The sequence below is a fragment of the Serratia sp. G204Y genome, assembly GCF_051172435.1.
GTDB classification, from domain to species: domain Bacteria; phylum Pseudomonadota; class Gammaproteobacteria; order Enterobacterales; family Enterobacteriaceae; genus Serratia; species Serratia sarumanii.
In genome coordinates, this window is the sequence record NZ_JBPIZA010000001.1 from 358583 (window position 1) to 384404 (window position 25822).

Sequence of the window (25822 nt, forward strand, 5' to 3'; positions counted from 1 at the left end):
CCTTGCCGGGTTTCCTCCGCTAAAATAGCGGCCTGGCTGGTCTTTATCGGAGGCATCGTGCGCCTCGATCGAAAAATCTCTTCCCTTGAATTACTGACCTATCGGCACTATCGCATCGTTCACGGCGTGCGCATTGGGTTGGCGTTTATCCTGACCTTTCTGCTGATCCGCTTGCTGGCGGTGCCCGAAGGCACCTGGCCGCTGATCACCCTGGTGGTGGTGATGGGGCCGATCTCATTTTGGGGTAACGTGCTGCAGCGGGCGCTGCAACGCATTGCCGGCACCGTGTTCGGCGCCGCTTCCGGCCTGATTGCCCTGTATCTGGAACTCTATTCGCTGCCGCTGATGCTGGCCTGGTGCGGCGTGGTGATGTTCGTTTGCGGTTACCTGACGCTCGGCAAGCGGCCGTATATGGCGCTGCTGGTGGGGATCACGCTGGCGGTGGTGTGCGGCGCGGGCGCCGGCGACATGCACACCGCGCTGTGGCGCAGCGGCGACGTGATCTTCGGCTCGCTGCTGGCGCTGCTGTTCACCAGCATCTACCCACAGCGCGCCTATATTCTGTGGCGCATGCAAATGGCGGACTGCCTGCAAACCGCCGCCCGCCTCTATGGCGCCTATTTTTCACCGAACGTCATTGAGCGGCCGCGGCTGGAGCCGCAGCTCAAGGATCTGTTGAATCAGGTGGTGAAGCTGCGCAGCCTGATCGTGCCCGCCAGTAAGGAAACCCGCATCCCCAAAGCGGTGTTCGAGGCGGTGCAAACCCTCAGCCGCAATCTGGTGTGCACGCTGGAGCTGATGGCCGACGCCTACTGGGCCTCGCGTGAAACGCACTTCATCATGTTGAACGCCCGCACGCTGCGCAGCACCCAGCTGCTGACGCTGAGCTCGCTGGAATCGCTGGCCGTGCTGATGCGCGAAGGGCCGCAGGCGCAGCGGCAGGCGGCGGCGGGGCAGCTGGCGGAGATCGCCGGCGAGCTGAAAACGCTGATGCAGGAGGTGAGCCTCGGCCAGCACGGCGAAGCGCCGATTTACGGCTATGTCTGGCTCAGCATGGAGCTGGCGCAGCAGTTGGAAGAGCTGGGGGATCTGCTCCTGGTCTGCACCGCCGCCGGGCGCGAATAAGGGGTCAGATCATGAAGGCGGCGCTTTGGGTTTTGGCCGCCGGGGCAAAGTGGGTAAGATAAGGCAATCACTGTTGTGCCGGACCGCCACAAACCTGTATCTTGGTGCCATGTGGCCGTAAGCAAATGAATCTGTGTATTACTAAAGCAAGGGTATAAAGATGGATAATGCAAATAAGCCGAGTTTCCAGGACGTGCTGGAGTTTGTGCGTATGTTCCGCCGCAAAAACAAACTGCAACGCGAGATCGTCGACAACGAAAAGAAAATTCGTGATAACCAGAAGCGCGTGCTGCTGCTAGACAACCTGAGTGAGTACATCAAGCCCGGCATGAGCATCGAAGACATTCAGGGCATCATCGCCAACATGCGCAGCGACTACGAAGATCGCGTTGATGACTACATCATCAAAAATGCCGATCTGTCCAAAGAACGCCGCGAGCTGTCCAAAAAGCTGAAAGCGATGGGCGAAGTGAAGTAACCCGCTTTAGCGGGCCGGGCGTTCTGCCTGGCCCGCATCCTTATCCCGCCTGATTTTCCGTTCTTGCCGACACTGCCGTTTCCGTTGGGGCGCTCCCCGGCGGCCGAAGGCGCCTCCCCATCCCGCAGGATCTGCAGGTGACCGCCGGGGAACGCTTGTTACTGCTCTGCACCGTACATGTCGAAGTCGAAATACTTGTCGTTGATTTTCTTGTAAGTGCCGTTGGCGCGGATCGCCTGCAGCGCGGTGTTGAAGGCGTTCAGCAGCGCGGTATCCTCTTTGCGCACTCCGATGCCGTCGCCGACGCCGAAGTATTTGCTGTCGTTCAGTTCGGCGCCGATAAAGGCGAAATCTTTGCCGCCGGGCGTTTTGAAGAACTCGCTGGCGCTGACGCTGGCCAGCAGCGACGCATCCAGCCGGCCGTTGGCCAGATCTTCGTTCACCTCCTGCTGGCTTTGGTAGGCGACCACGTTAACGCCGGCCGGGCGCCACAGCGCGTTGGCGTAGGCCTCCTGGCTGGAACCTTGCTGCACGCCGACCGATTTGCCCTTCAGCGAGGCGGCGGTAGGCTGCAGGTTGCTGCCCTTATGCGCCACCAGCCGCGCCGGGGCGTTGGAGACTTTGCTGGAGAAGGCGATCTGCTGCTGGCGCTGCGGTGTGATGGTCATCGACGAGGCGATGGCATCAAATTTCTTCGCCTGCAGGCCGGGGATCATGCCGTCCCAGCTGCTTTCCACCCACACGCATTTGGCCTGCATCTGGTCGCACAGCGCCTGGGCGATATCGACGCCGAAGCCGGTCAGCTTGCCCTGCGGGTTTTTATATTCCAGCGGCGGAAAGGTGGGATCGATGCCCAGCTTGATCACCTTGCCGCTGAATTCGCCGCTCAGCGCGGGAAAGCTCGCGGCCAGCGGCAGCAGCAACAACAGCCCTTTGATGGTTTTCATGTCATTTCCTCAGCGTTGGCGATTAAACAGTGGGGCGAGCCAAAAAGCGCTCGACCAATTTGACCCAGTAGGTGGCGCCTACCGACAGGTTGTCGTCATTGAAGTCATAGCCGGGGTTGTGCAGGGAATTGCCCGGCGTGGCGGGGCCGTTGCCGATCGAGATGTAGCTGCCTGGGCACTTCTCCAGCATAAAGGCGAAATCTTCGCTGGCGGTAAACGGCCGCAGCGTGGGGATAACCTGGCTCTCTCCGGCCCAGTCCAGCGCCACCGCGCGCGCCAGTTCGGTTTCTGCCGGGTGGTTCACCAGCACCGGATAGCCGTGCCGGTAGTCGATCTCCGCGCGGGCGCCGAAGCTGGCGGCCTGCGCCGTGACCAGCTCGGTGATGCGCTGTTCCAGCCGCGCGCGCACCACCGCCGTCAGCGCGCGCACGCTGAGCGTCAGGGTGGCGGTCGCCGGGATTACGTTGGCGGCCTGGCCGGCCTGCATCGCTCCCACGGTGACGATCGCCGTTTCCTGCGGATCGATATTGCGCGCCACGATGGTTTGCAGGCTCATGACGATGGCCGCGCAGGCCACCACCGGATCGACGGTGCTTTGCGGCACCGCGCCGTGGCCGCCGTGGCCGTGCAGGGTGATGTGCACCGTATCGGCCGAGCACATCAAGGGGCCGCTGGCGAAGCCCAGGTGGCCGGTGGGGAAGCCGGGCACGTTGTGCATGGCGAACACCGCGTCGCAGGGGAAGCGCTCAAACAGGCCGTCTTCAATCATCACTCTGGCGCCGCCGCCGCCTTCTTCCGCTGGCTGAAAGATCAGGTGCAGCGTGCCGCTGAAGTTGGGCTGCCGCGCCAGACAGCGCGCCGCCGCCAGCAGCATGGCGGTATGCCCGTCGTGGCCGCAGGCGTGCATCACCCCGGCATGGGTGCTGGCGTGCGGCAAGCCGGTGGTTTCGGCGATCGGCAGGGCGTCCATGTCTGCGCGGATGCCGAGCGATTTTCCCGGCCCGCGCTGCAATGTGGCGACAACGCCAGTTTGTCCTACGCCGCGCGTGACGCGGTAACCCCACTCCTCCAGACGCTGCGCCACCAGATCCGACGTCGCGAACTCCTTAAATCCCAGCTCCGGGTGGGCGTGAATGTGGCGGCGAAGCGCGACCATCTCATCATGAACGGCGGCGATCTCAGGCAGTACGAGTGAAGGGCTCATCACGGTCTCCGGCAAAGGGTCCCGGCCAACGGGCGGGGAATGGGGCAGAGGGGTAGGCATCGAGACTAGCAAACTCCGTTTTTGCCGGGTAGCCGCCGTTCGGTTATGCTGACAACCTATTATTGTCAGGAGGTGACATGAAACTGCACCAACTGCAGGCGCTGGTGGCCAGCGCCGACAGCGGCAGCATTCGCGCGGCGGCGCGGCATCTGGGGCTGTCGCAGGCGGCGGTGACCCGCGCGCTGCGCGAACTGGAGCAGGAACAGGCGCTGCCGCTGCTGATCCGCACCCCGACCGGGCTGGGCTTTACCCCCTACGGCAAAACCTTGCTGGCGCACGCCCGGCTGGTGCTGAACCAGCTGGAGCAGGCGCAGGGCGAAATGGCGGCGCTGCGCGGGCGCACGGCGGATCTGGTCAAGGCGGCGTTCACCCCCTGGCTGATGCTGACGGTGCTGCCGTCGGCGGTGATGGCGTTTCGCAGCAAGATGCCGGCGGTGCGGCTGGAACTGTCGGAAAGCCTGATGGCCAACGCCCAGTCGCAGCTGCGCGAGGGCACGATGGATTTCGCCATCACGCCGCTGCCGGCGTCGTCGGCGCCGCAGGAGTTCCACTGCGAGCCGCTGCTGGAGTACGAAACGGCGTACATGGTGCGGCGCGGCCACCCGCTGGCGCACAGCACCTCGCTGCATCAGCTGCTGGAACAGGATTGGGTGATGAGCTATACCCCGGAAAGTTTCGATGCGCTGTTCGACGAGGTGTTTCTCCGCCACGGCGTGCGCCTGCCGCGCCAGCGCATTATCCAGGCGCATTCGTTCGGCATGCTGCAGGCGCTGGTGGAGTTCGCCGAAATGTGTACCTGCTGTCCGCAGCCGATTGCCGCGCTGCCGCAGTTCGCCTCTCGCCTGCAGCCGCTGGCGCTGCGGGAGAGCTGCCGGCCGGTGCAGCTGAATATCGTCACTCGGCGCAACAGCATTCTGAGCGCCGCCGCCCATGCGTTTATCGACACGCTGGTGCGCACCCTGCGCCAGCAGGCGCGATCGTCGCGGCCGGAAGATCGCCAGATCTACGATCGCGTGCGTCTGCTGATTTAGCGGATCCCCCCGGATCGACGATCCCGTAAATGGGATCGCGATCCGCATTTGTAGCATTTTTAGCCGCAATGTTAACGATATGTGATTTCGCTCAAATAATTATTTTTGCAGCTTTGGTTATATGTTTCTCTATGTTCACGTTGTCATTTTTGGTTTTCGTGGGTTTTTGATGATTAATCAATTGAAATTTATCACTTTATAACGTTTGTTGTTTTTTGTTGGATAAAAATGACAACGTCAACATTAAGAAAATTCAAGCGTTTAACAAGTGTATTGGAGGAAGAGATGAGCCAGTTGCCGGAAAAAATGCGCGCGGTCGTTTGCCACGGCCCGCAGGACTATCGTTTCGAACAGGTGCCCACGCCGTTGCCGAAGGCGCGCGAGCTGGTGATCAAGGTGGAAGGCTGCGGCATCTGCGCCGGCGACTGCAAGTGCAAGAACGGCGCGCAGATGTTTTGGGGGGAAAACCCGTGGGTCAAACCGCCGGTGGTGCCGGGGCACGAGTTCTACGGCCGCATCGCCGCGCTGGGCGAGGGCGCGGAAGGCAAATACCAGCTCGGCGAGCGGGTGATCGCCGAGCAGATCGTGCCGTGCTGGGAGTGCCGCTACTGCAAATCCGGCAGTTACTGGATGTGTGAGACGCATAACATTTACGGTTTCCAAAAAGACGTGGCGGAGGGCGGCATGGCGGAGTACATGCGCTTTTCCGAGAACGCCATCGTGCACAAGATCCCGGAAAGCCTGAGCCATGAAGACGCGGTATTGATTGAACCGATGGCCTGCGCCATCCACACCGTGGCGCGCGGCGACATCCAGCTGGACGACGTGGTGGTGCTGGCCGGCGCCGGGCCGCTCGGGCTGTGCATGGTGCAGGTGGCGCGCCTGAAGACGCCGAAGAAACTGATCGTGATCGACGCCATCGACGAGCGGCTGGCGCTGGCGAAGGAGTTCGGCGCCGACGTGGTGATCAACCCGCTGAAGGAAGACGCCGACCAGATCGTCAAATCGCTGACCGGCGGCTACGGCTGCGACGTCTACATCGAGGCCACCGGCGCGCCGATCGGCGTCACCCAGGGGCTGCAGATGATCCGCAAGCTGGGCCGCTTCGTGGAGTTCAGCGTGTTCGGCAAGGAAACCACCGTCGATTGGTCGATCATCGGCGATCGCAAAGAGCTGGACATTCGCGGCGCGCACCTGGCGCCCTACAGCTACGAAATCGCCATCGATCTGTTCGAGCGCGGGCTGGTGACCTCCAATGGCGTGGTTACCCACAGCTATGCATTGAACGACTGGGACAAAGCCTTCGCCCTGGCGGACTCGACCGACTCCATCAAGGTGATCCTGGTTCCCTGACCCTCCCGCTGTACCGCTGTTGCAGTCACGACCGCCGGCCCGCTCGCAATGGGGGGCCGGCCGGTCGGCCAAACGTAAAGACATGCTGTTGCTCTGATAACCACAACAAGAAGCTTCCCTACAGGAGAATTGGCTATGTTTTCATTATTCAAAAAGACCCTGCCTTTTATCGTCGCCGGTGGAATGTTGGCGGCCAGCCATGGGGCACTGGCCAAGCAAATCACTATCGGTATGTCGTTCCAGGAGATGAACAACGACTACTTCGTCACCATGAAACAGGCGCTGGATCAGGCGGCGGCGGATATCGGCGCCAAGGTGTACGTGGCCGATGCGCGCCATGACGTCGCCAAGCAGATCGGCGACGTGGAAGACATGCTGCAGAAGAAGGTAGACATTCTGCTGATCAACCCGACCGATTCGGTGGGGGTGCAGTCGGCGGTGATCTCCGCCCATAAGGCCGGCGCGGTGGTGGTGGCGATCGACGCGCAGGCGGAAGGGCCGCTGGACTCGTTCGTCGGCTCGGAGAACTACGACGCCGGCTTCCAGGCGGGCGAGTACCTGGCGAAAGCGCTGGGCGGCAAAGGCAAGGTGGCGATCCTCGACGGCATCCCGGTGGTGCCGATCCTGGAGCGCGTGCGCGGCTTTGAAGCGGCGATGAAGAAATACCCCGACATCAAGATCGTCACCAAGCAAAACGGCAAGCAGGAACGTGACACCGCGCTGACCGTGACCGAAAACATGCTGCAGTCGGCGCCGGATCTGGCGGGCATCTTCAGCGTCAACGACGTCGGCGCGCTCGGCGCCCTGGCGGCGATCGAAAGCAACGGCGCCAAGGTCAAGCTGGTAAGTGTAGACGGCCAGCCGGAAGCCATCAAAGAGATCCTCAAGCCGAACTCGCCGTTTATCGCCACCTCGGCGCAGTTCCCGCGCGACCAGCTGCGCATCGCGCTCGGCATTGCGCTGGCCCGCTACTGGGGCGCCACGGTGCCGAAAACCGTGCCGGTCAAAGTGAAGCTGATCGACCGCAGCAATGCGGCCGGCTTTAGCTGGTAACAGCGGCCAGGTTCGCCCCGCTGCGGCGGGGCGTTCGGCGCGGAGGGCAATGCGGTGACACCTTTACTGGAACTGAAGCGAATAAAGAAGAGCTTTCCCGGCGTGAAGGCGCTGGACGGCATCGATCTGGCCATTCAACGCGGCGAAGTGCACGCCCTGCTGGGCGAAAACGGCGCCGGCAAATCGACGCTGGTGAAAATCATGTGCGGCATCTATCAGCCGGACGAGGGCGATATTTTTATCGACGGCGAGCAGCGCCGCTTTAACAACTATCGCCAGGCGATCGAGGCCGGCGTCGGCATTATTTTTCAGGAATTCTCGTTGATTCCCTACATGAGCGCCATCGACAACATCTTCCTCAACCGGGAGATCAGGAACCGCTGGGGCCTGCTGGATCGGCGGGCGATGCGGCGCAAGGCCGAGGCGATCTTCAAGCGGCTGACGGTGGCTATCGATCTCGATTGCCCGGTGGAGCAACTGAGCGTGGCGCAGCAGCAGTTCGTTGAGATCGCCAAAGCGCTGTCGCTGGAGGCGCGGGTGCTGGTGCTGGACGAACCGACCGCCACGTTGACGCCGGGCGAGGCCGAGCACCTGTTCAGCGTGATGAACGATCTGCGGCTGCTGGGCGTCGGCATGGTGTTTATCTCGCACCACCTGGACGAGATCTTCACCATCTGCGATCGCATCACCGTGCTGCGCGACGGCGCCTACATCGAAACGCTGGCCACCGGCGACACCAACGTGGAAGAGCTGGTGCGGCTGATGGTCGGGCGCAAAATCGAGAACGCCTTCCCGGTGAAACAGCACCCGGTCGATACCGCGACGGTGCTGCTGGAGGCGGAGATCCAGCGCGAGAAGCACGGCGCGACCGACCGCTTCCACCTGCACAAGGGCGAGATCCTCGGCTTCGCCGGGCTGGTGGGCTCCGGGCGCACCGAGACCGTCTCGGCGCTGATCGGCGCCAGCCGCTGCCACCGCAAACGCGTTAGCCTCGGCGGCCAACCGGCGGCGCTGCGCTCCCCGGCGCAGGCGCTGGCGCAGGGCATCGGCCTGCTGCCGGAGAGCCGCAAAACCGAGGGCCTGGTGCTGCCGTTCTCGGTGGCGCAGAACATCACCCTCAACCGGCACCACCGGCGCGGCAAGATCTTCGTCAGCGCCCGCCAGGATCGCGACGTGGTGCAGCGGCTGATCCGCGCCGTGGGGGTGAAAACCCCGGACGCCGAGACCGCCGTCAGCACCCTGAGCGGCGGCAACCAGCAGAAGGTGGTGATCGCCCGCTGGCTCAACAACGACTGCAACATCCTGATCTTCGACGAACCGACGCGCGGCATCGACGTGGGCGCCAAGGCCGAGATCTACCAACTGATGCAGCAACTGACCCAGCAGGGCATCTCCATCATCATGATTTCCTCCGAACTGCCGGAGATCATCGGCGTGTGCGACCGCGTGCTGGTGTTTCGCGGCGGCCACATCGTCGCCGAGCTGACCGGCGACGACATCGAATCCAACCACATTATGCTTCACGCGACCGGGAGTGCCTTATGATCGGAATTGAACAACCCGCCGTGGCGCGCCGCGCCGCCGGCCCCAGCCTCGGCAAGCGCTGGGAAAAACTGCTGCATCACCCGGCGGTCTTGCCGTTTATCGGCTTCGCTGTCCTGTTCGTATTGATGAGCCTGCTGAACGACAGCTTCCTCAGCGTCAACAACCTGACCAACGTGGCGCGCCAGGTGTCTATCAATGCCATCATCGCGGTGGGCATGACCTGCGCCATCCTGACCGGCGGCATCGATCTCTCGGTGGGGCCGGTGATGGCGCTGGCCGGTTCGGTCGCCGCCGGGCTGATGCTGGCGGCGGTGCCGATCCCGCTGGCGATGGTGGCGGCGCTGGCGGTCGGCGCGCTGTTCGGCCTGGCCAACGGCGCCTGCATCGCCTATCTGCGCATGCCGCCGATCATCGTCACCCTGGCGTCGATGGGCATCGCCCGCGGCCTGGCGCTGCTCTATACCGGCGGTTACCCGATCTCCGGCCTGCCCGACGTCTTCTCCTTCTTCGGCCGCGGCACGGTGCTGGGCATCCAGGTGCCGATCCTGATCATGCTCGGCGTGTACGTGCTGGCCTGGCTGATGCTCAACCAACTGCCGTTCGGCCGCTACGTCTATGCGATGGGCGGCAACGAAGAGGCGGCGCGGCTGAGCGGCATCCGCGTGCCGCGCTACAAGATGCTGGTGTACGTGATCAGCGGCCTGACCGCCGCGCTGGCCGGGCTGGTGCTGACCTCGCGCCTGATGAGCGGGCAGCCCAACGCCGGCGAAGGCTTCGAGCTGGACGCCATCGCCGCGGTGGTGCTGGGCGGGGCGGCGATCTCCGGCGGGCGCGGCGCCATCGTCGGCACGCTGGTGGGGGCGATGATGCTCGGGGTGCTCAACAACGGCCTCAATCTGATGAACGTGTCGCCGTATATCCAGAACGTGGTGAAGGGCGGCATCATTCTGGCCGCCATCTACCTCAGCTCCGTGCGGCGCAAATAGGGGGCGCGATGGCAGTCTTTCTTGGCATAGACGTCGGCGGCACGGTGATCAAGGCCGGGCTGTACCGGGCAAGCGGCGAAGAGCTGGCAGTCGCCGAGCGCGACGGCGCGGCGATTGCCGCCCAGCCGGGCTTCAGCGAACGCAATATGGACGCGCTGTGGGATGACGTTTGCGCGGCGATCCGCCAGACGCTGCACGCGGCGGGGCTGGATGCCGGGCAGGTGCGCGGCGTCAGCTTTTCGGCGCACGGCAAAGGGCTGTACGCCATCGACCGCCACGGCAAGCCGGTTGGCAACGGCATCCTCTCTTCGGACAACCGGGCGGCGGCCACGGCGGCTGAGCTGCGCCGCGCCGGCGTGGACGCGCAGACCTACCCGCGCAGCCTGCAGCCGCTGTGGCCCAGCCACCCGGCGCTGCTGCTGCGCTGGCTGAAGCATGAGCAACCGGCGCAGTACGCCGCCGTCGATCGCATCCTGATGGCGCACGACTACCTGCGCTTTCGCCTCACCGGCGAGGCGGCGGCCGAGGTGACCAACATCTCCGGCAGCAACCTGTTTAACCAGCACAGCGGCGCTTACGATCCGGCGCTGATGGCGGCCTTCGGCATCGAAGAGGCGCAGGAGAAAACCGCGCCGGTGATCGGCTCGGCGCAGCTGGCCGGGCGGGTGACGGCCGCGGCGGCGGCGCAATGCGGCCTGCGGGCAGGCACCGCAGTGTACGGCGGCCTGTTCGACGTGGTGGGCGCGGCGCTCAGCTCCGGCGTGGCCGACGATCGCACGCTCAGCGCGGTGGCGGGCACCTGGTCGATCGCCACCTGCGTAACCGAGCGCATCATTCGCGCCGATTACCCCTACGCCTGGGGGCGCTACTGCATCGACGGCCGCTATTTCGTGCACGAAGGCAGCCCGACCTCGGCAGGCAATTTGGCCTGGTTCCTGCGCCAGTTCTGCGCCGACGATCGGCAGCGCTACGCCCAGTTCAATGCCTGGGTGGCCGAGCGCCGCGAGCAGCCCAGCGGGCTGCTGTTCCTGCCTTATCTGTACGGCTCCAACCTCGGCGGCAACACGCCGGGCGGGCTGATCGGCCTGAGCGCCCACCACGAGATGGCGGACGTGGTGCAGGCGATCTACCAGGGCATCGTGTTCTCGCACCTGATCCATCAGGAGCGCATGGTGCAGCTGAACCCGCGCATCGAGCGGGTGCGCATGACCGGCGGGCCGACGCAGTCCGAGGTCTGGATGCAGATGTACGCCGACGCCGGCAACCTGCCGCTTGAGGTGGTGGAAACGCGCCAGAGCGGCTGCCGCGCCGCCGCCCTGTGCGCCGCCGTCGGCGCCGGGGAGTACGCCGGGTTCGCCGAGGCGATCGCCGCCGCGCCGCCCAAGCTGCGCTGTTATTATCCCGCGACCGCCGCCCATCGGCGCCTGCGCGCCCAGCAGGCGCGCTATCTGGCGGTCGCTCAGGCTTTGAGTGAGGTGACTGATGCAAACGACTAACGCCGCCTGTCTGGGGCTGTATGAAAAAGCGCTGCCCGCCGATCTGAGCTGGCCGCAGCGGCTGGCCACCGCCGCCGAGCTGGGCTTTGAATTTGTGGAGATGTCGATCGACGAGCAGCCGGCGCGCCAGCAGCGGCTGGACTGGGATCGCCGCCAGCGGCTGGCGTTTATCCAAGCGCGGCTCGACAGCGGGGTGACGGTACCGAGCCTGTGCCTGTCGGCGCACCGGCGCGATCCGTTCGGCAGCGCCGACGCCGCCACCCGCGAACGGGCGCGGGTGCTGATGAGCAAGGCGCTGGAACTGGCGACGGATCTCGGCATCCGCAACATCCAGCTGGCGGGCTACGACGTCTATTACGAACCCGCCGATCGCCACAGCCGCGAACGCTTTATCGAAGGCATGCAGTGGGCGGCGGCGCAGGCCGCCAGGGCGCAGGTGATGCTGTCGGTGGAGGTGATGGACACGCCGTTCATCAACAGCATCAGCAAATGGCGCGACATCGCCCGCCACGTCAACAGCCCGTGGTTCACGGTGTATCCCGATCTCGGCAACCTCAGCGCCTGGGGCAACGACGTCGCCGCCGAGCTGGCGCTGGGCATCGGCAGCATCACCGCCGTGCACCTCAAAGACACCGTCGCGGTGGGGCCGAGCAGCGCCGGGCAGTTTCGCGACGTGCCGTTCGGCGAGGGCTGCGTGGATTTCGCCCACGCCTTTGCCGTGCTCAACGCGCTCGGCTATCGCGGCCCCTACCTGCTGGAGATGTGGGCGCGCGAAGACGGGCAGGACAAGCAACGCATTGCCCAGGCCAAGGCCTGGATCGAACAACAGATGAATGATGGAGGCATCGCATGCTGAACGAACTCAAGCGGCAGGTGCTGGCCGCCAACCTCAGCCTGCCGGCATACGGGCTGGTGACCTTTACCTGGGGCAACGTCTCGGCGATCGACCGCCAGAGCGGGCTGGTGGTGATCAAGCCTTCGGGCATCGCCTACGAGGCGATGACGCTGGAGGATTTGGTGGTGGTGGATCTGGAGGGCAAGGTGCGCGAAGGGCACCGCAAACCCTCATCCGACACCGCCACTCACCTGGCGCTGTACCGCGCCTTCGCCGATATCGGCGGCGTGGTGCACACCCACAGCCGCAACGCCACCATCTGGGCGCAGGCCGGGCAGCCGATCCCGGCGCTGGGCACCACCCACGCCGACTACTTTTACGGCGACATTCCCTGTACCCGGCCGATGAGCGAGGCGGAGATCGCCGGGGATTACGAGGGGGAAACCGGCAAGGTGATTATCGAGACCTTCAATCAGGCGGGGCGCGATCCGCAGCAGGTGCCGGGGGTGCTGGTCTACTCCCACGGCCCGTTCGCCTGGGGCAAGGACGCGGCGGATGCGGTGCACAATGCGGTGGTGCTGGAAGAGGTGGCGATCATGGCGATGGCGACGCGCCAGCTGGCGCCGGCCATCGCCCCGATGCAGCCGGAACTATTGGACAAACATTTCCTGCGCAAGCACGGCAAACACGCCTACTACGGGCAATAGCGCCCGTCAGCGATTCAACAGCGAGCCGGTGAAGAACTCTCTGCGCACCGGCAGCTCGCCGCGCGGGCTGTTAATGGCGCTGAACAGCAGCTCCGCGGCGATCTCCCCCAGTTTCTGCGTATCGTGATACACCCCCGGAATATGCAGGCCGTAAGCGCCGGCGCGCGGCGGTTCGTCTATCGAAAAGAACTTCACCTGCTCATAAAGCCCCATCTCGTGGCAGATGGCGATGGCGCCCAGCGTGATGATGCCGTTCAGGCCGATGATGTAATCCGGGCGGTTCTCCAGCTGCGCCAGATAGGCGCGCACCTCGCTTTCCTGCGAGGTGAAATCATAGTCGCCGTTGATGATATGAATCTCACGGCCGCTGCCCTGCAAGGCCGCGACGATGCCGGCGGTGCGCGTGAGCGTAATTTCCGAATCTGCCGGGCCGCCGATAATCAGCAGCTTCTTCTCCGGCTGCTCCGCCAGATAGCGCCCGGCCAGCACGCCGATCTCGCGGTTATCGAGGAACACGCCGCTCAGTTGCTGATCGTAAAGGTCGCGGTCGATCAGGATCAGCGGCACGCCGTACACCTCGGCCAGCTCGAGATAGGCGGGGCGGTAGCGCTTGTCGTCGCGCACCGCCGACAGCAGAATGCCGCGCGCCTTGTAGCCGAACAGCGCCTGAATGGCGCGCATTTCCGCCTCTTCGCTGCCGTCGGTGTCGAACAGCATGATCTGGTAGCCCTGCTGACGCGCAATGCGCGACACGGTCTTGATCAGGCCGGAATAGAACGGGTTGTACATGCTGCTGGTGACGATGCCGATAATCTGGCTGCTGCTGCTTTTCAGCCCCTGCGCGAAGGCGTTGGGCACATAGTTCAGCTCTTTGGCGATGGCGTGAATGCGCTCGCGGGTTTCCGGCTTGACCAGCTCGGGTTTATTGAAGGCGCGGGAAACGGTGATATTGGTCACCCTGGCGCGGCGGGCGATATCCACGATAGTGGCATTGGGATTGGCTTTCGACACCGTCTTTCCTTGCGTTATGCCTCAACAGATCCCTTATTGTAGGGAAAGGGCGAGGGCGGTGCTAGGGGGGGAGGGTAGGGTGTTTGGAGTGGGGGTGGGAATGACAAAATGTAAAGGCATTCAATAATAAAGTTTGTTGATTAGTTTTTTATTTAATTATTCCGCATGATTGAATTTTGTTGCAGGAAAATTTTTTAAGGCGTGTTTTATGGGAGAAGGCTAGTATCTGCCAGGAGCGGACGTTGCTAACATGCACACTGTATTAATCAATTGAAATAAGTCAGTTGCACAGTGAATGAAACGGATCTATAGCCATCTATCTGCGATTGTGATAATTATTAATTCCATACTTCTTAAGTAGGTATGGTGGAAAAATGAAAGGGGGGCTGCCTTTGTAAGCATGCCTAATATAGGTGCAATAATTTTGATGGGTGATTATTCTTTTCGCAGTGAAACCTGCAGAAAAGCCTTTGCGGTATCCTATGTGCTTTCAGTATGAAAATTTCCCCTGGCTAGTGTGAAGCGAATTATTGACCTCTGACAAATCCTCGTCCGGAAAGACCCGCTATTTATGTTCTTGTGGTTTTCACCGGGTGATGGAGAGGTCCGTTTTGTACGATATAATCCAACGTATAGCCACATTGGATGATGATTTAGGACAGCTCTAGAGTAGTCATATCTGTGTTCACATGTGTTACAGATTACAACAATGTTCCAGCCATCCTGAATGACAACCTAACCGCAGAAGTGCTGTAAAAGTGGAGAGCCAGTGAAATAATGAAGAACAAAACGCCTACATTCGAAGATTATCGGAACCACACTGGACTCCATTATCATAGACTATGGAAAACAACGGGAGACAACTGGATCTGCCCGGGGTGTGGACGCAGCAAATTTCAGATCATGAGATGGACCCTCAGATTCCCGAATACACCGGCCGCTTTTATGGATTGGGTTGCAGCATTACACAAACACCATGACCATTCTACTGATTACAGGTGTTTAGGCGTGTCTCGGTTTCCTGAAACACTAATTTGTGACCAGTGTAATTCAGCGGACGGAATAGTAAAAAGGGTGCTTAAACTGCCTAATGATTTTTCGTTCTCTCCCCAAGAGATGCGGATGTTCATCGAGGCGACACCACACGGGAAACATAAAATTAATTACGAACGAGCACTTGATCTCTTCACGCTACTAATGAAAAATAATGATTGTGGATCATGATTTTTTAAAATATAGAATTTAATAACATAGTTAACTGGCTAAAATAAGATGGTAAATATGAAAAACACTCTTTTTTTTGGTAATGGAATAAATAGACTTTCTGAAAATCACGTTACCTGGGATGATTTGCTGGATAATATAAAAGGTATCAACAAATTCGAAAGCGGGCAGCTGCCAAACACTATGGTGTATGAACGAATATTTCTGGATAAACACGTGCCAGATAGAAGCGAAAAAAAAGATGAGCTTGAAATAAAAAATGTTATAGCTAACGGGCTGCGAGAGCAAGGACCAAATGAGGTTCTTGAAGAGTTAGCATCATTACCCATTGAGCATTATCTTACTACCAACTATGATTACGCTTTCGAAAAGGCACTTAACATTTCGCCGATAAAGCTCAGTTCAGAAGACATCTATAGTCTGAGAAGAAAGAGGATGTACGAGTCAGAGAACGATACAAAATTTCTCTGGAATATACACGGTGAAATAGATAACCCTAAATCCATCATGCTTGGATTAGATCATTATTGTGGTTCAGTGAGCAAAATCGATGCATATGTTAAAGGTACGTACTCACATAAGATAAGTGGTGATGATGTTACTGTTAAACCCATGTTAGACAAACTAAAGGATGCTTCATTTTGTCATACGTCCTGGGTTGATCTATTTTTCTCAAGCAATATCCACATTCTCGGTTTTTCATTAGACTACAGCGAGACTGACATCTGGTGGTTGCTAAATAAACGAGCCCGATTTTTATCTGAAGCAACAATAAATAACAAAATCTATTTTTACACCCATTATATTAGTGATGAGAAGAAAGGGTTGCTTGAAGCATTCAGTGTCAAAGTTATTACAATTGAAGTAATAGGCCATAACTTCGAAGATATGTATTGGTCTGCAATCAAGAAAATAAATGCAAACATCAATCAGGATACAGCAAACCAACAAAGTATTAGTTCATGTTAACAACTGCAAACGTCCGCTGTTTGCTCACAGTGAGCCTTCTGCACAGTTAGTTCGGCCAAGAGCGGACATTGTTGTGAACTCTAATCTGTAGTCTGGGTGTGCTGTGAAATAGAAAAACAGAGTAGTGGTGCCGGACTAATAATCTAACCATGGCCACGAGTATTTTAAATACTCGTGCCTGATTAATGTTTGATATGATTGTTACTATTTATCAGTTAAGCAGTGTGGTTTTGGCTAAAGCAAATAAGTTCACACTTTCATTTCCTGGTCTTGTATATTTATCTCTCTTCAAGTTTATAAGGAAAGAATTTCGATGACTAATCAATCAGTTTATACAAAAGCAGTGTTTAGACTTCGATCATTATCTATGATAACTTTCTAAGGATATTGGTTCCCAGTCAGGGGACGTCAACCGTTGGCTAGCGATCAGTCAATGCGTGTCAGCTCGTAATGACCTACTGTTTTACGACTTGTGAAGTAGTTTCCATTTAGCACTTCTTTACCATTAAGGTTTAGCTTGAGAATCGCTGTGCCTCTGTAAGGATCTTGCGCAGCAAAACCTGCTTTATGCTTGGGGGTTGTTAAAAAAACGTAGTAGAGTGCTGCTCGCCCCGTTTCGGTATCCTTTTTGGGTTTAGCCACCAACGTCTGAGAATCGGAGTCGTCAGCTTCGACATCCATTCCAATTCTAAGAAAATTTTGCCTTATAGTTGCTTGTGCGTGGGATATGCCTTTTTTATCTTTCCATTCCCAATGAATAACCATATCCCAGGTTCCGTTCAAATCAGGGAATAGTAGGTCATTTAGTTTAGGGAACCATTGCCATAGCTTTCGCCACCCAAAGAAAAAAATTGATATTAAAATAGTATTAAGAAGAAACGAACCTCCAGATGCAACTGATAGGGCTGTCACTAAAGTTGTGTTTTCATCATATACGCCCCATAAAATCAAACAGCAGGCAGTCGCATAGATAACGGCAATTATTGATATTATTTTCCCTATTGGGAGAAGGTTTATCATTGCAACTCCTCATAATAAACTTCCTTGCCAGCCTCAAATATAGAAAGACGATCCCCTTCGCTTACAATCCCTGTAAGTTTAATCTCATTGATACAAGAACCATAAAGAGCAGCAACAAAACGTCCCCCGATGAATCTTGACCTGTCAAAGCTGATGTTCTCTATGATTGGTGGTGAGAAATATTGTGCGATATAAGTAACATTTCCTGCTTCATTTAAGATGTGAAAACCATCGTGATATTCGCTATTTTTATTGGAAATTCTTGCTAATAATCCCAGTGTGGAATCATTCTGTATGGGGGCTACATTTCTAAGGCTCGTGATGGGAAGACCGTCAGGGTTATTACATATAATAACCCCTAGGCCAGAAAAATAAACGCGATTAGATTCGCTCCAAATATCATATAGTAATTTATATAAATTCTCTTTTGTCATCGTTCATTTCTTTCTGTTTTTAGCTATTAACTACCAAAAATCAAACAGTCATATCAATAAAAGCGATTATCCAATAATTTTCTTTGTAATGGAAGATTTATAGCAACAATGGTATGAGGTTTGATGTCCTGCCTCAGGGCGAGATACAGTTTTAGCTGACCACAACAAAGGAAAATGTCTGCTCTCGCTCAAATTCGCCCCTCAAATGCCGCCTATCAAAGCAATAAACTAGCACTAGTAGCGCTGAATTAAAGGCGGTGAGGGGCGCATTGAGGGAAACAACAATCCCCGCTTAAGAGCAAACGGACCAACAACGCAGGCGATGCTTCCCACGATCGACCACCGATAACAACACCGCTAATCTAACAGCGACTTTTCACCCCTCAGCTCCCCGCCACAATCCCGGCAACAACCCCAACGTCTCATCAATCAACGCCCGCCGGTCATTGCCCGGTTTCCAGATGGTCACCATGGTTTGGCTGATCCCCTGGCTGCCTACTTGGGTGCGCAGCGTGTTGACGTTTTTCCACTGTTCGGCATGCATATGCGTCGGCAAGAATCCCCAGCCGCAGCCTTGTTCAAGCAGGGCGCGCAGCATTTCCAGCTCGTTGGTGAAAATGGTATGCCCGGAAATTTGCAGGCGGCGCGCCACCGGTTCGTCAGAGTCCGGATGCATGATCACCTGCGGCGTGAGCGAGAGCTCCAGCAGCGAAAGCGGTTGTTCCGCGCCGGGGAAAAGCGCTTTAGACGCGTAAAAATCCATCTCTATCGCCCCTAAGGCGCGCCACTCCATGGCGTCGCCCACGCTGCGGTGGCGCGCCTGACAGATCCCCAGATCGGCCTGGCCGCTTGCCAGCAGCCTTTCCGCTTCGTCGCGTGAGGCGTTAATCAGACTCAGCCGCGTGTTGCGTTGGGCCATGGCGGCAATCAGCGCTTGCAACAGCGCGCGGGGTGTAAAGGGATCGTAGACCAGCGAGATTTCCTGCGCCGCGCTCTTCGGCACGTCTTTGGCAAATGCCTCAAACGCTTTTACCTGGCGCATCAGCAGGTGCGCCTGGCGTTGCAGCTGTTCGCCTTCTGGCGTCAGGTGCAGGCCGCGCCCCTCGCGCAGGAACAGCGCATAGCCCAAGCCATCCTCGAGAAAATCAATCAAATCGCGCAGCGTCGTGCGGTCTTTGCCCAGCTTGAGCGCGGCTTTCGCCAGGCTGCCATGCTCGGCCACGGCGGTGAAGGCTTCCAGTTGGGCAAAGGAATAAATCAGGCTCGGCACGCGGTTCCCCCGTCGATTTTTCGGGGGATTTTCCCCCATCAGGCGTTTTTTATTATAGGCCGCGTTTTTTTAAGCTGAACGCCTTCCTGAGCTAAGCGAGAAAAAATATGAAAAGCAAAGTGTTTAACCGCAGCCTGCTGGCGGGCGTTGTCCTCAGTCTCTGCAGCGGCCTGTTGGCGCCCGCCGCGCTGGCCGCCTGTGCGGGCACCGAACTCAGCGCCTGTCCCGCACCTTTCGATGCGCAATTGCCGGACACGCACAAGATGCTCACCTGGAGCCAGAGCGATCGGGTGGTCGGTTTTCGTAACGACTACCGCAACTATGCGGGGGATGTGTTTCACCACGGCAATGCCACGCCGCTGCTTACTGCCGCTAAACCGTTAACCGACGCCAGTTATCGGGTGAATGGCAAAACCTACAGCCTGCAGGATTACCTGCAGCGCCAGAACGTCAGCGGCATGCTGGTATTGAAGGACGGCAAAATCGCCTGGAAATACCTGGGGCAGGGCAATACCGACGCCACCCTGTGGACGTCGCGCTCGGTAGGCAAATCGGTGGTCGCCACGCTGGTGGGCGTGGCGATTAAACAGGGCAAGATCCACTCGCTCGACGATCTCATCACGCAATACGAACCCGATCTGAAAGGCACCGCGTGGGACGGCGTGACCCTCAGGCAGCTGATCACCCACACCTCCGGCGTGGCGTGGAATGAGGATTACACCAACCCGAAATCGGACTTCGCGCAGCTGACCGAGTGTGAAGCCAGGCCCGGTACCTACGCCTGCGTGCGCAAGCTGGTGGCCGGTTTGCAGCGTGCGCATCCGGCCGGGCAGAACTGGTCTTACTCCTCCGGCGGCGCGTGGCTGCTGGGCGACGTGCTGGAGCGCGCCACCGGCATGCCGCTGGCGGCCTATCTGCAGCAAAGCATCTGGCAGCCCTACGGCATGGCGAGCGACGGCGTGTGGCATGCCTACGCCAAAGGCCAGCATGACGTGGGTGCGCACGGGTTCAACGCCACGCTGGAAGACTGAGGGCGCTTCGGCGAGTTCATCCTGCATAACGGGAGGTTGCCGGACGGCAAACAGATCTTGCCGGAAGATTGGGTAGCCCAGTCGTCCAACTGGACGCGGGCGGCTGGCTCGGTGTCGGCGGCCCATCCTGACGGGATTTACGGCTTCCAGTGGTGGAACAACGAAGTGCCGGTGAATGCGACCAACGTTGAGCCTACTCCGCAGGCATCCCTGAAGCATTCCCTGTGGGCGCTGGGGATCTTCGGCCAGATGATTATGGTTAATCAGGCAGAGAATCTGGTGATCGTCCAGTGGTCTACCTGGCCGCAAGCGGAGCCGTCCTTCAGCGCGCAACCACTGGAGGCATCGCTGATGTTTAGTGCCATAGCGAAGGAATTGCGTTAACGTCGGCTGGGCAAGCAGGGGCGGTTGCCATTCCTCCGCCCCTGAGCGGCATATTTCATGTCTTCGACGTCGACCTATCCATGCCGTAGGGTAGGGGAGTATCAATTCTCTACAGGTAGTGGAGGCCAGTCACCACCCTTTTTAATTAATAACTCTTTTATCTTGTCAATTTTCTCTTTATCCTCGGCATCTCCTACGCCTCTATCTATAAAGCGCTGAAGCTGATTGCCCATAGTCCAACCAAACTTCCCTTTGATTTTACTATCCGCACCTCTCTCTAACAAAAGAATCGTATGATCAAACGAATGAGAATCCAATGAGCTTATTAACAAGGTGTTTCCCAATGAGTCTCTTGTATTTATGTCTGCGCCATAATTCAGCATCACCTTTAATGTTTCAGGGTTTTTCGCGTCTAATGCTTCGAATATAATTGGCTCGTTATGAACTTTATCTCTAGAATTCGGTGGTAACCCGCCATCCAACATTGCTTTTATCCAGACGTCTTTATCGCCCTGCAGGACAAACTCAGCTGGACTGCTTCCCCCTTCCGGTCTGGGTTGCAATGGGTCTGCACCTGCTTTAACCAAGTCAGTAATAATCCTCAGTCTTTTCGGCGTATTTTTATCGTAGATTGCGTTTAGCACCGACCAAAACAGCAGGGTCATGTCCGCCTTAACCGGTCGATTTAGTTCTTCCTTGCTTATAGAAGGAAGCTTCTCTTTCAGTTTCACCTCATCGCCATCATAAATCAGCTGTGCGATGTCCAGCTGCAGGCCTTCAAAAAAATCCTGTGGCTCATATTCCATGCTTTTGTTGCATCCTTGCACCATGAGGACAGTAAACAGCAGCGCTATTGTCATTATCGATTTGCTCATGTTTTCCCCTGAGAATGGTGACATCCTCGTCTCTTCAATCAGTTTTATTGTGTGGTCTATAGCGTGTTTATCGAAAACCAGATGCAATCTGACAGCCCAGGTATAAAAAATCGGCAGCTGTCAGATCTGCGTTGATGAAATTACTGTGTTTCCTTTGCTCCTTTCAAAAGCATGAGCTCGAGTATTTTCTTACACTGTACATTGTATTCTGAGCCATCTTGGCTGTCTTTTATTTGCCGATTCACTGCTGTTAACAGCGAAAGATTGTTTATATTTACCGGGTTAGGATTCGCACCCCGATTGAGCAGTAAGGTCATATGCTCAAAGGCTGAGCTAAAAAAAGCATCCATTAATAAGGTTTGTTGCAAGGAGTCTCTGATGTTTATATCCGCGCCATAATCCAGCATCACCTTTAATGTTTCAGGGTTTTTGGCTTTGATTGTTTGGAATATAATGGGCTCATTGAATACCTTATCTTTTGCGTTTGGCGGTAAACCGCCGTCGAGCATGGCTTTGACCCAAATCCCCTTGTCGGCTTTCATGACGAATTCCGCTGGGCTGCTCCCGCCCTCTGGTCTGGGTTGCAGCGGGTCTGCGCCACTTTTTACCAGGTCGGTTATTATTTTCAGCCTTTCCGGCGTATTTTTATCATAGATCGCGTTTAGCACCGACCAAAACAGCAGGGTCATGTCTGCTTTCACTGGTCGATTCAGTTCTTGCTTGTTTATTGAAGGAAGCTTTTCTTTCAGTTTCACTTCATCGCCATCATAAATCAGCTGTGCGACTTCCAGTTGACGGCCTTCAAAAAAATCCTGCGGCTCATATTCCATATTTTTTTTGCATCCTTGCATCATGAAAACAGTAAACAGTAACGCCATGGCCATTATCAACTTGCTCATATTCTCCCCCTGATAGTGGCGATATCATCGTCTTTCTGGTCTTCAATCAACTTTATTGTCTGGTCTATACCGTGTTTATCGAGCAAGGTTCCTGTCCCACCGGCAAGAGTGTGTGGTATGCCGGCGGCATCAGGTATCGCCAGTGATGACCACTCTTTCAAGGTGAAAGGCAATGCTGTGCCCCAGGGTTTTTGCAAAGCATCGGGCAGGGCATTTTTTATAAGCTCATAATCACTTTCGTTATTAACCTCCTGTAACGTGGTTAACAGTTCTCCTTCCACTCGATAGGCCTGTATGTTCTTGGCTGAACCAAGAGCCTCCCCTCCGTATTTTCTAATTGTTCCGCTGTTGAGCCCGACTGCATTAAACGTCCAGGCGGGTTTTCCACTGGTCATTGATGCTGCTGAGGCCATTCCCCCGCCCAATGAATGACCAGAAATATCGACGCCGGAGGAGTTCTTTACTTGTAATCCTATTTTAACCGCCTGCTTATAATAATCTGAGTTCGCCCCCATCCCCTGAGCACCATTATTTATCCAGTCATTCACATTTTTAATTCCTGACAAATCGCCCTTAAGGGCCTTTTTGGCGGCGCTGCCGATTCCCTCCGGGAACTCTGGCGCTCTTGATCCTCTGAACACGACCGTCGGATTCATCTCTTTACCAAAAATACTGTTGTCAGGTTGATATACCCTTGCCAAAAAATCCGGCGATTCATCTCTGTCGAAGAGCATATTTCTGTTTAGCCCAATTTTACTCAGGGCCGCATTATCGTTACTGATATCTTTCCAGCCCTCGGGAACGCCGGGTGTATCCTTTAGCGGATTCGTGGTCTTGTAGATATTCTCCGCCAGCTTTGCCTTCTCGACGGCGACATTGTTTGCCGCCAGGCGTTCCGAGGCGATTCGGGCGTCCGGGTAGATACTCCGTTGCCCGCGGCCAATGAGGTATTTTCGCTCCTGCCAGCGTTGCGCTTTGGTCAAGGGGCCAGACACGACCGACTGTGAGGCTCTTCCACCTTGCGCCGGGATATCCGGGCCAAGGGCCGGTTTGGCCCGCGTGACTTGTGCGGGGAAGACGGACGGGCGCGCCCGGCGGCCGCCATAAGACTTCACGGCCTCTTCGTACCGCTTCACTATCTTGTCCACCGGGTAGTTGGGCTCTTGTCTTCCCTGCGGTATCAGGTAGCCGTCGATGTCGGCGTAAAATGGCCCCATCGTCGCCAACACGCCGGGCCGGGTTTCAACCGCTACGACAACGCCGCTCATCAGGTCGCTCTGCACTCTTGCGCGCAGGTTAGAGCTTATTCCGTTTTGCGTAACGCCGACTTCACGGCGGATCCGTTCGCCACCGCGAAAACCAGAAAAAAGCGACAGAATGTCATTGTCCGGCATGTATGAAAGGCTGTGACAGGCGCTGGAAGGGCTGACTATACGGGGGAATTCATCAGGTGAAATAATATCATCGGCGATATACAGCAGTTTCAAACGGGAAAACATAGTGTGTCTCTTCCTTTGCTTGCTGCGTCTTGGCCTGTTCAGGCGGGCGCTCGCACTCCTTGCACTCGATGGAGCCCTGAGGGGCATGTTATCGAACGGCAGTCAGCGATAGCTAACGGCGCATAGGACACCAGATAAGGGATGATAACGGCTCAGGCCAATTTGTAAAGCCGGCCAAAGGTTAACCGGAAAGTTCTTGTTTTCCAAAGGCTGCTGCGGGTTTTTAACCCCGCCGATCAAACCGATAAACCAGCACTAACGCCAGCGCCAGAAGTAAAAGCGGCGGGGCGAGGGCGGTGAAGGGCGCGTTGAGGGCGAACAGCAACCCCAGGTTGAGAACGATCTGGTAAGCGATGTAGGTCAGCAGCCCGATGATGACGCCGAGCGCTAACCGGCTGCCCATGCCGGGGGCGCGCGGGGCGGTAAAGGTAAACGGGATGGCCAGCAAAATCATCGCCAGCACCAGCAGGGGCTGGCCGAGTTTTTTCCACAGCGCCAGGCGGTATTCGGTGCTCGGCTGCCCCGAGCCCTGCAGGTAATCGATATAGCGCTCCAGCTGTTGCAGCGAGAAGCTGCCCGCCGGCAGGGTCAGCTCTTTCAGGCTCGGCACCGCGAACAGCGAGCGCCACGGCAGGCTGCTTTGCCGCTCAATCGTCTCTTTTCTGCCTTGCCAGCTTTTCAGCATCACGTTGTGCAGCAGCCAGCTGCCGTCGGCGGCGGTGCTGGCGCTGTCGGCGTAGATATAAGATTCGAGCGCGCGGTTGGCCTGATAACGGAAGATCTCAATGCCGTGGGGCTGGTCGTTCTCATCGACGGTTTTGACCGTCACAAACTCGTTGCCGCGCCGCGCCCACAGCGGGTTAACGGTGACGTCGTTATTGTTCGACTGCGCTAGGGCGTTGTTCTTCATCTGCAGCGCGCGTTGCTGCAGCGGCGAGGCCGCCCATTCATCGAGGGCGCCGAGCGACAGGTTCATCAGCAGCCCGGCGGCGAGCATCACCAGCGCGATGCGGAATATCGACATCCCGGCGGAGCGGATCGCGGTCAGCTCCAGGGTTTTCGACAGCTGCCCCAGCCCGACGATGCCGCCGAGCAGCGCGATAAACGGCCCCAGATCGACCAGGCTGCGCGGCAGGGTCAGCACGGTCACCAGCAGCGCCTGCTGCCAGCGGTAGCCGCCCGGGGTCACGTCCTCCAGCTCGTTGATCAGCGTAAAGGTGGTGAACAGCGGGATGAGCAGCCCGGCCGCGGCGGCGAAGCCGATGAACACGTTGCGGATCAGGTAACGGCTAAAAATAGTCATCGGGAGGGTTTCCGCAGCAGGGATAAGTCGCGCGCCAGCAGCAGGGCGATGCCGGCAGCCATCGCCAGCGGCACCAGCCAAACGCCGGGGATCGTCGGCAGAGAGCCGTTGGCCACCAGCGTGCGGCAAATGTTGCCGCCATAGAAAATCGCGGTAAACAGCACCGTCAGGGGCAGCAGCGCGGCGTAGCGCCCTTGTCGCGGCTTGATGCGGCTAAAGGGGATCGCCAACAGCACCATCAGCACGGTGGTCAGCCCGCGGCTTTCGCGCCATTGTAGTTCGGCGGCGTCACCCGGATCGGCGGAGCGCGCCAGCTCCACCGGCGAGGCCGATTTGTGCCGGCTCTCGGCGCTGGGTACGAACGGTTTGAGCGCGATGTCGAAGTTGTCGTAGTTCTGCCCGTTGTCGTCGGTGCCCTGGCGATCCAGCACATAGGCGGTGCCGGTTTTCAGCCGCACGGCGGGGCTGGCGGGGGAGGCGTCGAGCACCTCCACCGACTGCGCGCGGTACAGGTTGGTGTGATGGCCGCCGCGCACATAAATCAGGGCATCCGTCAGGTGGTTGGCCGTTTTGTCGACGTGATTGGCGAGGATCATGCGGCCGTTGCCGCTAACGTTGAATTTGTCGGCCTGCAGGTGGCTCACGTCCAGCACCGACTGCGACTCTTGCTGCAGCTGATAAATATTGGCGTACGCCCAGGGCCTGCCATACAGCGACAGCAGCGTGACCGCTATCGCCAGCGGCACGGCCAGTATCAGCACCGCCTTGTACAGCCGCAGCGGGCTGGCGCCGGCGGCCAGCATGGCGGTGATTTCCGCATCGCTGTACAGCTGGCTCAGCGCCACCGCCACCGAGACATACAGCGCGACGGGCAATATCATCTCCAGCGCGATCAGCGACTTATAGAACACCACGTCGGCCACCACCCGCAGCGCCAGCGTGCCGTTGGCGGCGTCGGTCAGGTAGCGCTGGGCGGAGTAGCTGGCGAACATAAAGATCAGAAACCCGGCGATCATCATCACCAGGCGGCGGATCTCAACCGTGATGTAGCGTTCAATCAAAGACATGCGTCATCGGCTCCCG

At 57.9% G+C, this 25822-nt stretch carries 22 protein-coding genes and 1 pseudogene; 12 read left to right on the forward strand and 11 right to left on the reverse strand.

What is annotated here, in order from left to right:
* The first annotated feature begins 57 nt into the window (after positions 1–57).
* A complete protein-coding gene (locus ACSBQQ_RS01795) occupies positions 58–1125 on the forward strand; it encodes an FUSC family protein (RefSeq protein WP_048321808.1) in 1068 nt (355 codons plus the stop codon).
* Between the two features lie 160 nt (positions 1126–1285).
* On the forward strand, positions 1286–1603 hold the full coding sequence (gene tmaR / locus ACSBQQ_RS01800; protein WP_004935612.1) for a PTS system regulator TmaR: 318 nt from the start codon (positions 1286–1288) through the stop codon (positions 1601–1603).
* Positions 1604–1761: 158 nt separating this feature from the next.
* On the opposite strand, the gene ACSBQQ_RS01805 is transcribed toward tmaR, so the two are convergent.
* Both ACSBQQ_RS01805 and ACSBQQ_RS01810 read right to left on the reverse strand, forming a co-directional pair.
* A complete protein-coding gene (locus ACSBQQ_RS01805; RefSeq protein WP_033655109.1) occupies positions 1762–2550 on the reverse strand; it encodes an ABC transporter substrate-binding protein in 789 nt (262 codons plus the stop codon).
* 22 nt (positions 2551–2572) lie between these two features.
* Entirely contained in the window at positions 2573–3754 is a 1182-nt protein-coding gene (locus tag ACSBQQ_RS01810; protein ID WP_060427727.1) for a M20 aminoacylase family protein, read from the reverse strand.
* Between the two features lie 137 nt (positions 3755–3891).
* Between ACSBQQ_RS01810 and ACSBQQ_RS01815 the strand changes: the two genes are divergently transcribed.
* From ACSBQQ_RS01815 to araD, 8 genes are all read left to right on the forward strand, one after another.
* Positions 3892–4845, forward strand: a complete 954-nt coding sequence (locus ACSBQQ_RS01815) for a LysR family transcriptional regulator (protein WP_033655111.1) — start codon at positions 3892–3894, stop codon at positions 4843–4845.
* A 285-nt stretch (positions 4846–5130) separates the two neighbouring features.
* Positions 5131–6198, forward strand: coding sequence for a zinc-binding dehydrogenase (locus ACSBQQ_RS01820; RefSeq protein WP_049195327.1), 1068 nt, complete (start codon positions 5131–5133; stop codon positions 6196–6198).
* A gap of 135 nt (positions 6199–6333) precedes the next feature.
* Positions 6334–7251: an ABC transporter substrate-binding protein gene (locus ACSBQQ_RS01825; protein WP_015378502.1), complete on the forward strand. Its 918-nt coding sequence runs from the start codon at positions 6334–6336 to the stop codon at positions 7249–7251.
* A gap of 54 nt (positions 7252–7305) precedes the next feature.
* A complete protein-coding gene (locus ACSBQQ_RS01830; RefSeq protein ID WP_049200535.1) occupies positions 7306–8796 on the forward strand; it encodes a sugar ABC transporter ATP-binding protein in 1491 nt (496 codons plus the stop codon).
* Complete coding sequence (locus tag ACSBQQ_RS01835; RefSeq protein WP_038877882.1) at positions 8793–9782, forward strand: ABC transporter permease; 990 nt, start codon at positions 8793–8795, stop codon at positions 9780–9782. Before ACSBQQ_RS01830 ends, ACSBQQ_RS01835 begins: the two co-directional genes overlap by 4 nt.
* A gap of 8 nt (positions 9783–9790) precedes the next feature.
* Positions 9791–11278, forward strand: a complete 1488-nt coding sequence (locus ACSBQQ_RS01840) for an FGGY-family carbohydrate kinase (RefSeq protein ID WP_060427728.1) — start codon at positions 9791–9793, stop codon at positions 11276–11278.
* The gene (locus tag ACSBQQ_RS01845; RefSeq protein ID WP_060427730.1) at positions 11265–12134 is read left to right on the forward strand and encodes an L-ribulose-5-phosphate 3-epimerase; all 870 of its coding nucleotides are present in this window, start codon (positions 11265–11267) and stop codon (positions 12132–12134) included. The genes ACSBQQ_RS01840 and ACSBQQ_RS01845 overlap by 14 nt, the downstream gene beginning before the upstream one ends.
* A complete protein-coding gene (araD, locus tag ACSBQQ_RS01850; RefSeq protein ID WP_033632583.1) occupies positions 12128–12820 on the forward strand; it encodes an L-ribulose-5-phosphate 4-epimerase in 693 nt (230 codons plus the stop codon). Before ACSBQQ_RS01845 ends, araD begins: the two co-directional genes overlap by 7 nt.
* A gap of 6 nt (positions 12821–12826) precedes the next feature.
* Here the strand turns inward: araD and ACSBQQ_RS01855 are convergent, their stop codons facing one another.
* Positions 12827–13831 (reverse strand): LacI family DNA-binding transcriptional regulator, encoded by a 1005-nt coding sequence (locus ACSBQQ_RS01855; protein WP_060427732.1) that lies wholly within the window; start codon positions 13829–13831, stop codon positions 12827–12829.
* Between the two features lie 1281 nt (positions 13832–15112).
* Here ACSBQQ_RS01855 and ACSBQQ_RS01860 point away from each other — a divergent pair.
* On the forward strand, positions 15113–16024 hold the full coding sequence (locus ACSBQQ_RS01860) for an SIR2 family protein (RefSeq protein ID WP_158500248.1): 912 nt from the start codon (positions 15113–15115) through the stop codon (positions 16022–16024).
* 426 nt (positions 16025–16450) lie between these two features.
* Here the strand turns inward: ACSBQQ_RS01860 and ACSBQQ_RS01865 are convergent, their stop codons facing one another.
* The 3 genes from ACSBQQ_RS01865 to ACSBQQ_RS01875 all read right to left on the reverse strand — a co-directional run bounded on the left by ACSBQQ_RS01865 (position 16451) and on the right by ACSBQQ_RS01875 (position 18748).
* Entirely contained in the window at positions 16451–17044 is a 594-nt protein-coding gene (locus ACSBQQ_RS01865; protein WP_060427737.1) for a hypothetical protein, read from the reverse strand.
* The gene (locus ACSBQQ_RS01870; protein WP_107685458.1) at positions 17041–17478 is read right to left on the reverse strand and encodes a diadenylate cyclase; all 438 of its coding nucleotides are present in this window, start codon (positions 17476–17478) and stop codon (positions 17041–17043) included. Before ACSBQQ_RS01870 ends, ACSBQQ_RS01865 begins: the two co-directional genes overlap by 4 nt.
* A gap of 376 nt (positions 17479–17854) precedes the next feature.
* Positions 17855–18748: a LysR family transcriptional regulator gene (locus tag ACSBQQ_RS01875; RefSeq protein ID WP_060427739.1), complete on the reverse strand. Its 894-nt coding sequence runs from the start codon at positions 18746–18748 to the stop codon at positions 17855–17857.
* Positions 18749–18855: 107 nt separating this feature from the next.
* Between ACSBQQ_RS01875 and ACSBQQ_RS01880 the strand changes: the two are divergent.
* A pseudogene (locus ACSBQQ_RS01880) lies at positions 18856–20163 on the forward strand (serine hydrolase domain-containing protein).
* A gap of 101 nt (positions 20164–20264) precedes the next feature.
* Here ACSBQQ_RS01880 and ACSBQQ_RS01885 read toward each other — a convergent pair.
* From ACSBQQ_RS01885 to lptF, 5 genes are all read right to left on the reverse strand, one after another.
* Complete coding sequence (locus tag ACSBQQ_RS01885; RefSeq protein WP_060427743.1) at positions 20265–21038, reverse strand: ankyrin repeat domain-containing protein; 774 nt, start codon at positions 21036–21038, stop codon at positions 20265–20267.
* Positions 21039–21178: 140 nt separating this feature from the next.
* Positions 21179–21937, reverse strand: a complete 759-nt coding sequence (locus ACSBQQ_RS01890; protein ID WP_060427745.1) for an ankyrin repeat domain-containing protein — start codon at positions 21935–21937, stop codon at positions 21179–21181.
* Positions 21934–23436, reverse strand: coding sequence for a phospholipase (locus ACSBQQ_RS01895; RefSeq protein ID WP_072269926.1), 1503 nt, complete (start codon positions 23434–23436; stop codon positions 21934–21936). Before ACSBQQ_RS01895 ends, ACSBQQ_RS01890 begins: the two co-directional genes overlap by 4 nt.
* Before the next feature lie 223 nt (positions 23437–23659).
* On the reverse strand, positions 23660–24739 hold the full coding sequence (lptG, locus tag ACSBQQ_RS01900; RefSeq protein WP_060427747.1) for an LPS export ABC transporter permease LptG: 1080 nt from the start codon (positions 24737–24739) through the stop codon (positions 23660–23662).
* Positions 24736–25806, reverse strand: coding sequence for an LPS export ABC transporter permease LptF (lptF, locus tag ACSBQQ_RS01905; protein ID WP_060427749.1), 1071 nt, complete (start codon positions 25804–25806; stop codon positions 24736–24738). Before lptF ends, lptG begins: the two co-directional genes overlap by 4 nt.
* Positions 25807–25822 lie beyond the last annotated feature (16 nt).

Coding starts and splice junctions, on each gene's coding strand:
- tmaR (WP_004935612.1), top strand. CDS start 1,286: ATGGATAATGCAAATAAGCCGAGTTTCCAGGACGTGCTGGAGTTTGTG.
- ACSBQQ_RS01805 (WP_033655109.1), bottom strand. CDS start 2,550: ATGAAAACCATCAAAGGGCTGTTGTTGCTGCTGCCGCTGGCCGCGAGC.
- ACSBQQ_RS01810 (WP_060427727.1), bottom strand. CDS start 3,754: ATGAGCCCTTCACTCGTACTGCCTGAGATCGCCGCCGTTCATGATGAG.
- ACSBQQ_RS01815 (WP_033655111.1), top strand. CDS start 3,892: ATGAAACTGCACCAACTGCAGGCGCTGGTGGCCAGCGCCGACAGCGGC.
- ACSBQQ_RS01820 (WP_049195327.1), top strand. CDS start 5,131: ATGAGCCAGTTGCCGGAAAAAATGCGCGCGGTCGTTTGCCACGGCCCG.
- ACSBQQ_RS01825 (WP_015378502.1), top strand. CDS start 6,334: ATGTTTTCATTATTCAAAAAGACCCTGCCTTTTATCGTCGCCGGTGGA.
- ACSBQQ_RS01835 (WP_038877882.1), top strand. CDS start 8,793: ATGATCGGAATTGAACAACCCGCCGTGGCGCGCCGCGCCGCCGGCCCC.
- ACSBQQ_RS01840 (WP_060427728.1), top strand. CDS start 9,791: ATGGCAGTCTTTCTTGGCATAGACGTCGGCGGCACGGTGATCAAGGCC.
- ACSBQQ_RS01845 (WP_060427730.1), top strand. CDS start 11,265: ATGCAAACGACTAACGCCGCCTGTCTGGGGCTGTATGAAAAAGCGCTG.
- araD (WP_033632583.1), top strand. CDS start 12,128: ATGCTGAACGAACTCAAGCGGCAGGTGCTGGCCGCCAACCTCAGCCTG.
- ACSBQQ_RS01860 (WP_158500248.1), top strand. CDS start 15,113: ATGAAAAACACTCTTTTTTTTGGTAATGGAATAAATAGACTTTCTGAA.
- ACSBQQ_RS01865 (WP_060427737.1), bottom strand. CDS start 17,044: ATGATAAACCTTCTCCCAATAGGGAAAATAATATCAATAATTGCCGTT.
- ACSBQQ_RS01870 (WP_107685458.1), bottom strand. CDS start 17,478: ATGACAAAAGAGAATTTATATAAATTACTATATGATATTTGGAGCGAA.
- ACSBQQ_RS01885 (WP_060427743.1), bottom strand. CDS start 21,038: ATGAGCAAATCGATAATGACAATAGCGCTGCTGTTTACTGTCCTCATG.
- ACSBQQ_RS01890 (WP_060427745.1), bottom strand. CDS start 21,937: ATGAGCAAGTTGATAATGGCCATGGCGTTACTGTTTACTGTTTTCATG.
- ACSBQQ_RS01895 (WP_072269926.1), bottom strand. CDS start 23,436: ATGTTTTCCCGTTTGAAACTGCTGTATATCGCCGATGATATTATTTCA.
- lptG (WP_060427747.1), bottom strand. CDS start 24,739: ATGACTATTTTTAGCCGTTACCTGATCCGCAACGTGTTCATCGGCTTC.
- lptF (WP_060427749.1), bottom strand. CDS start 25,806: ATGTCTTTGATTGAACGCTACATCACGGTTGAGATCCGCCGCCTGGTG.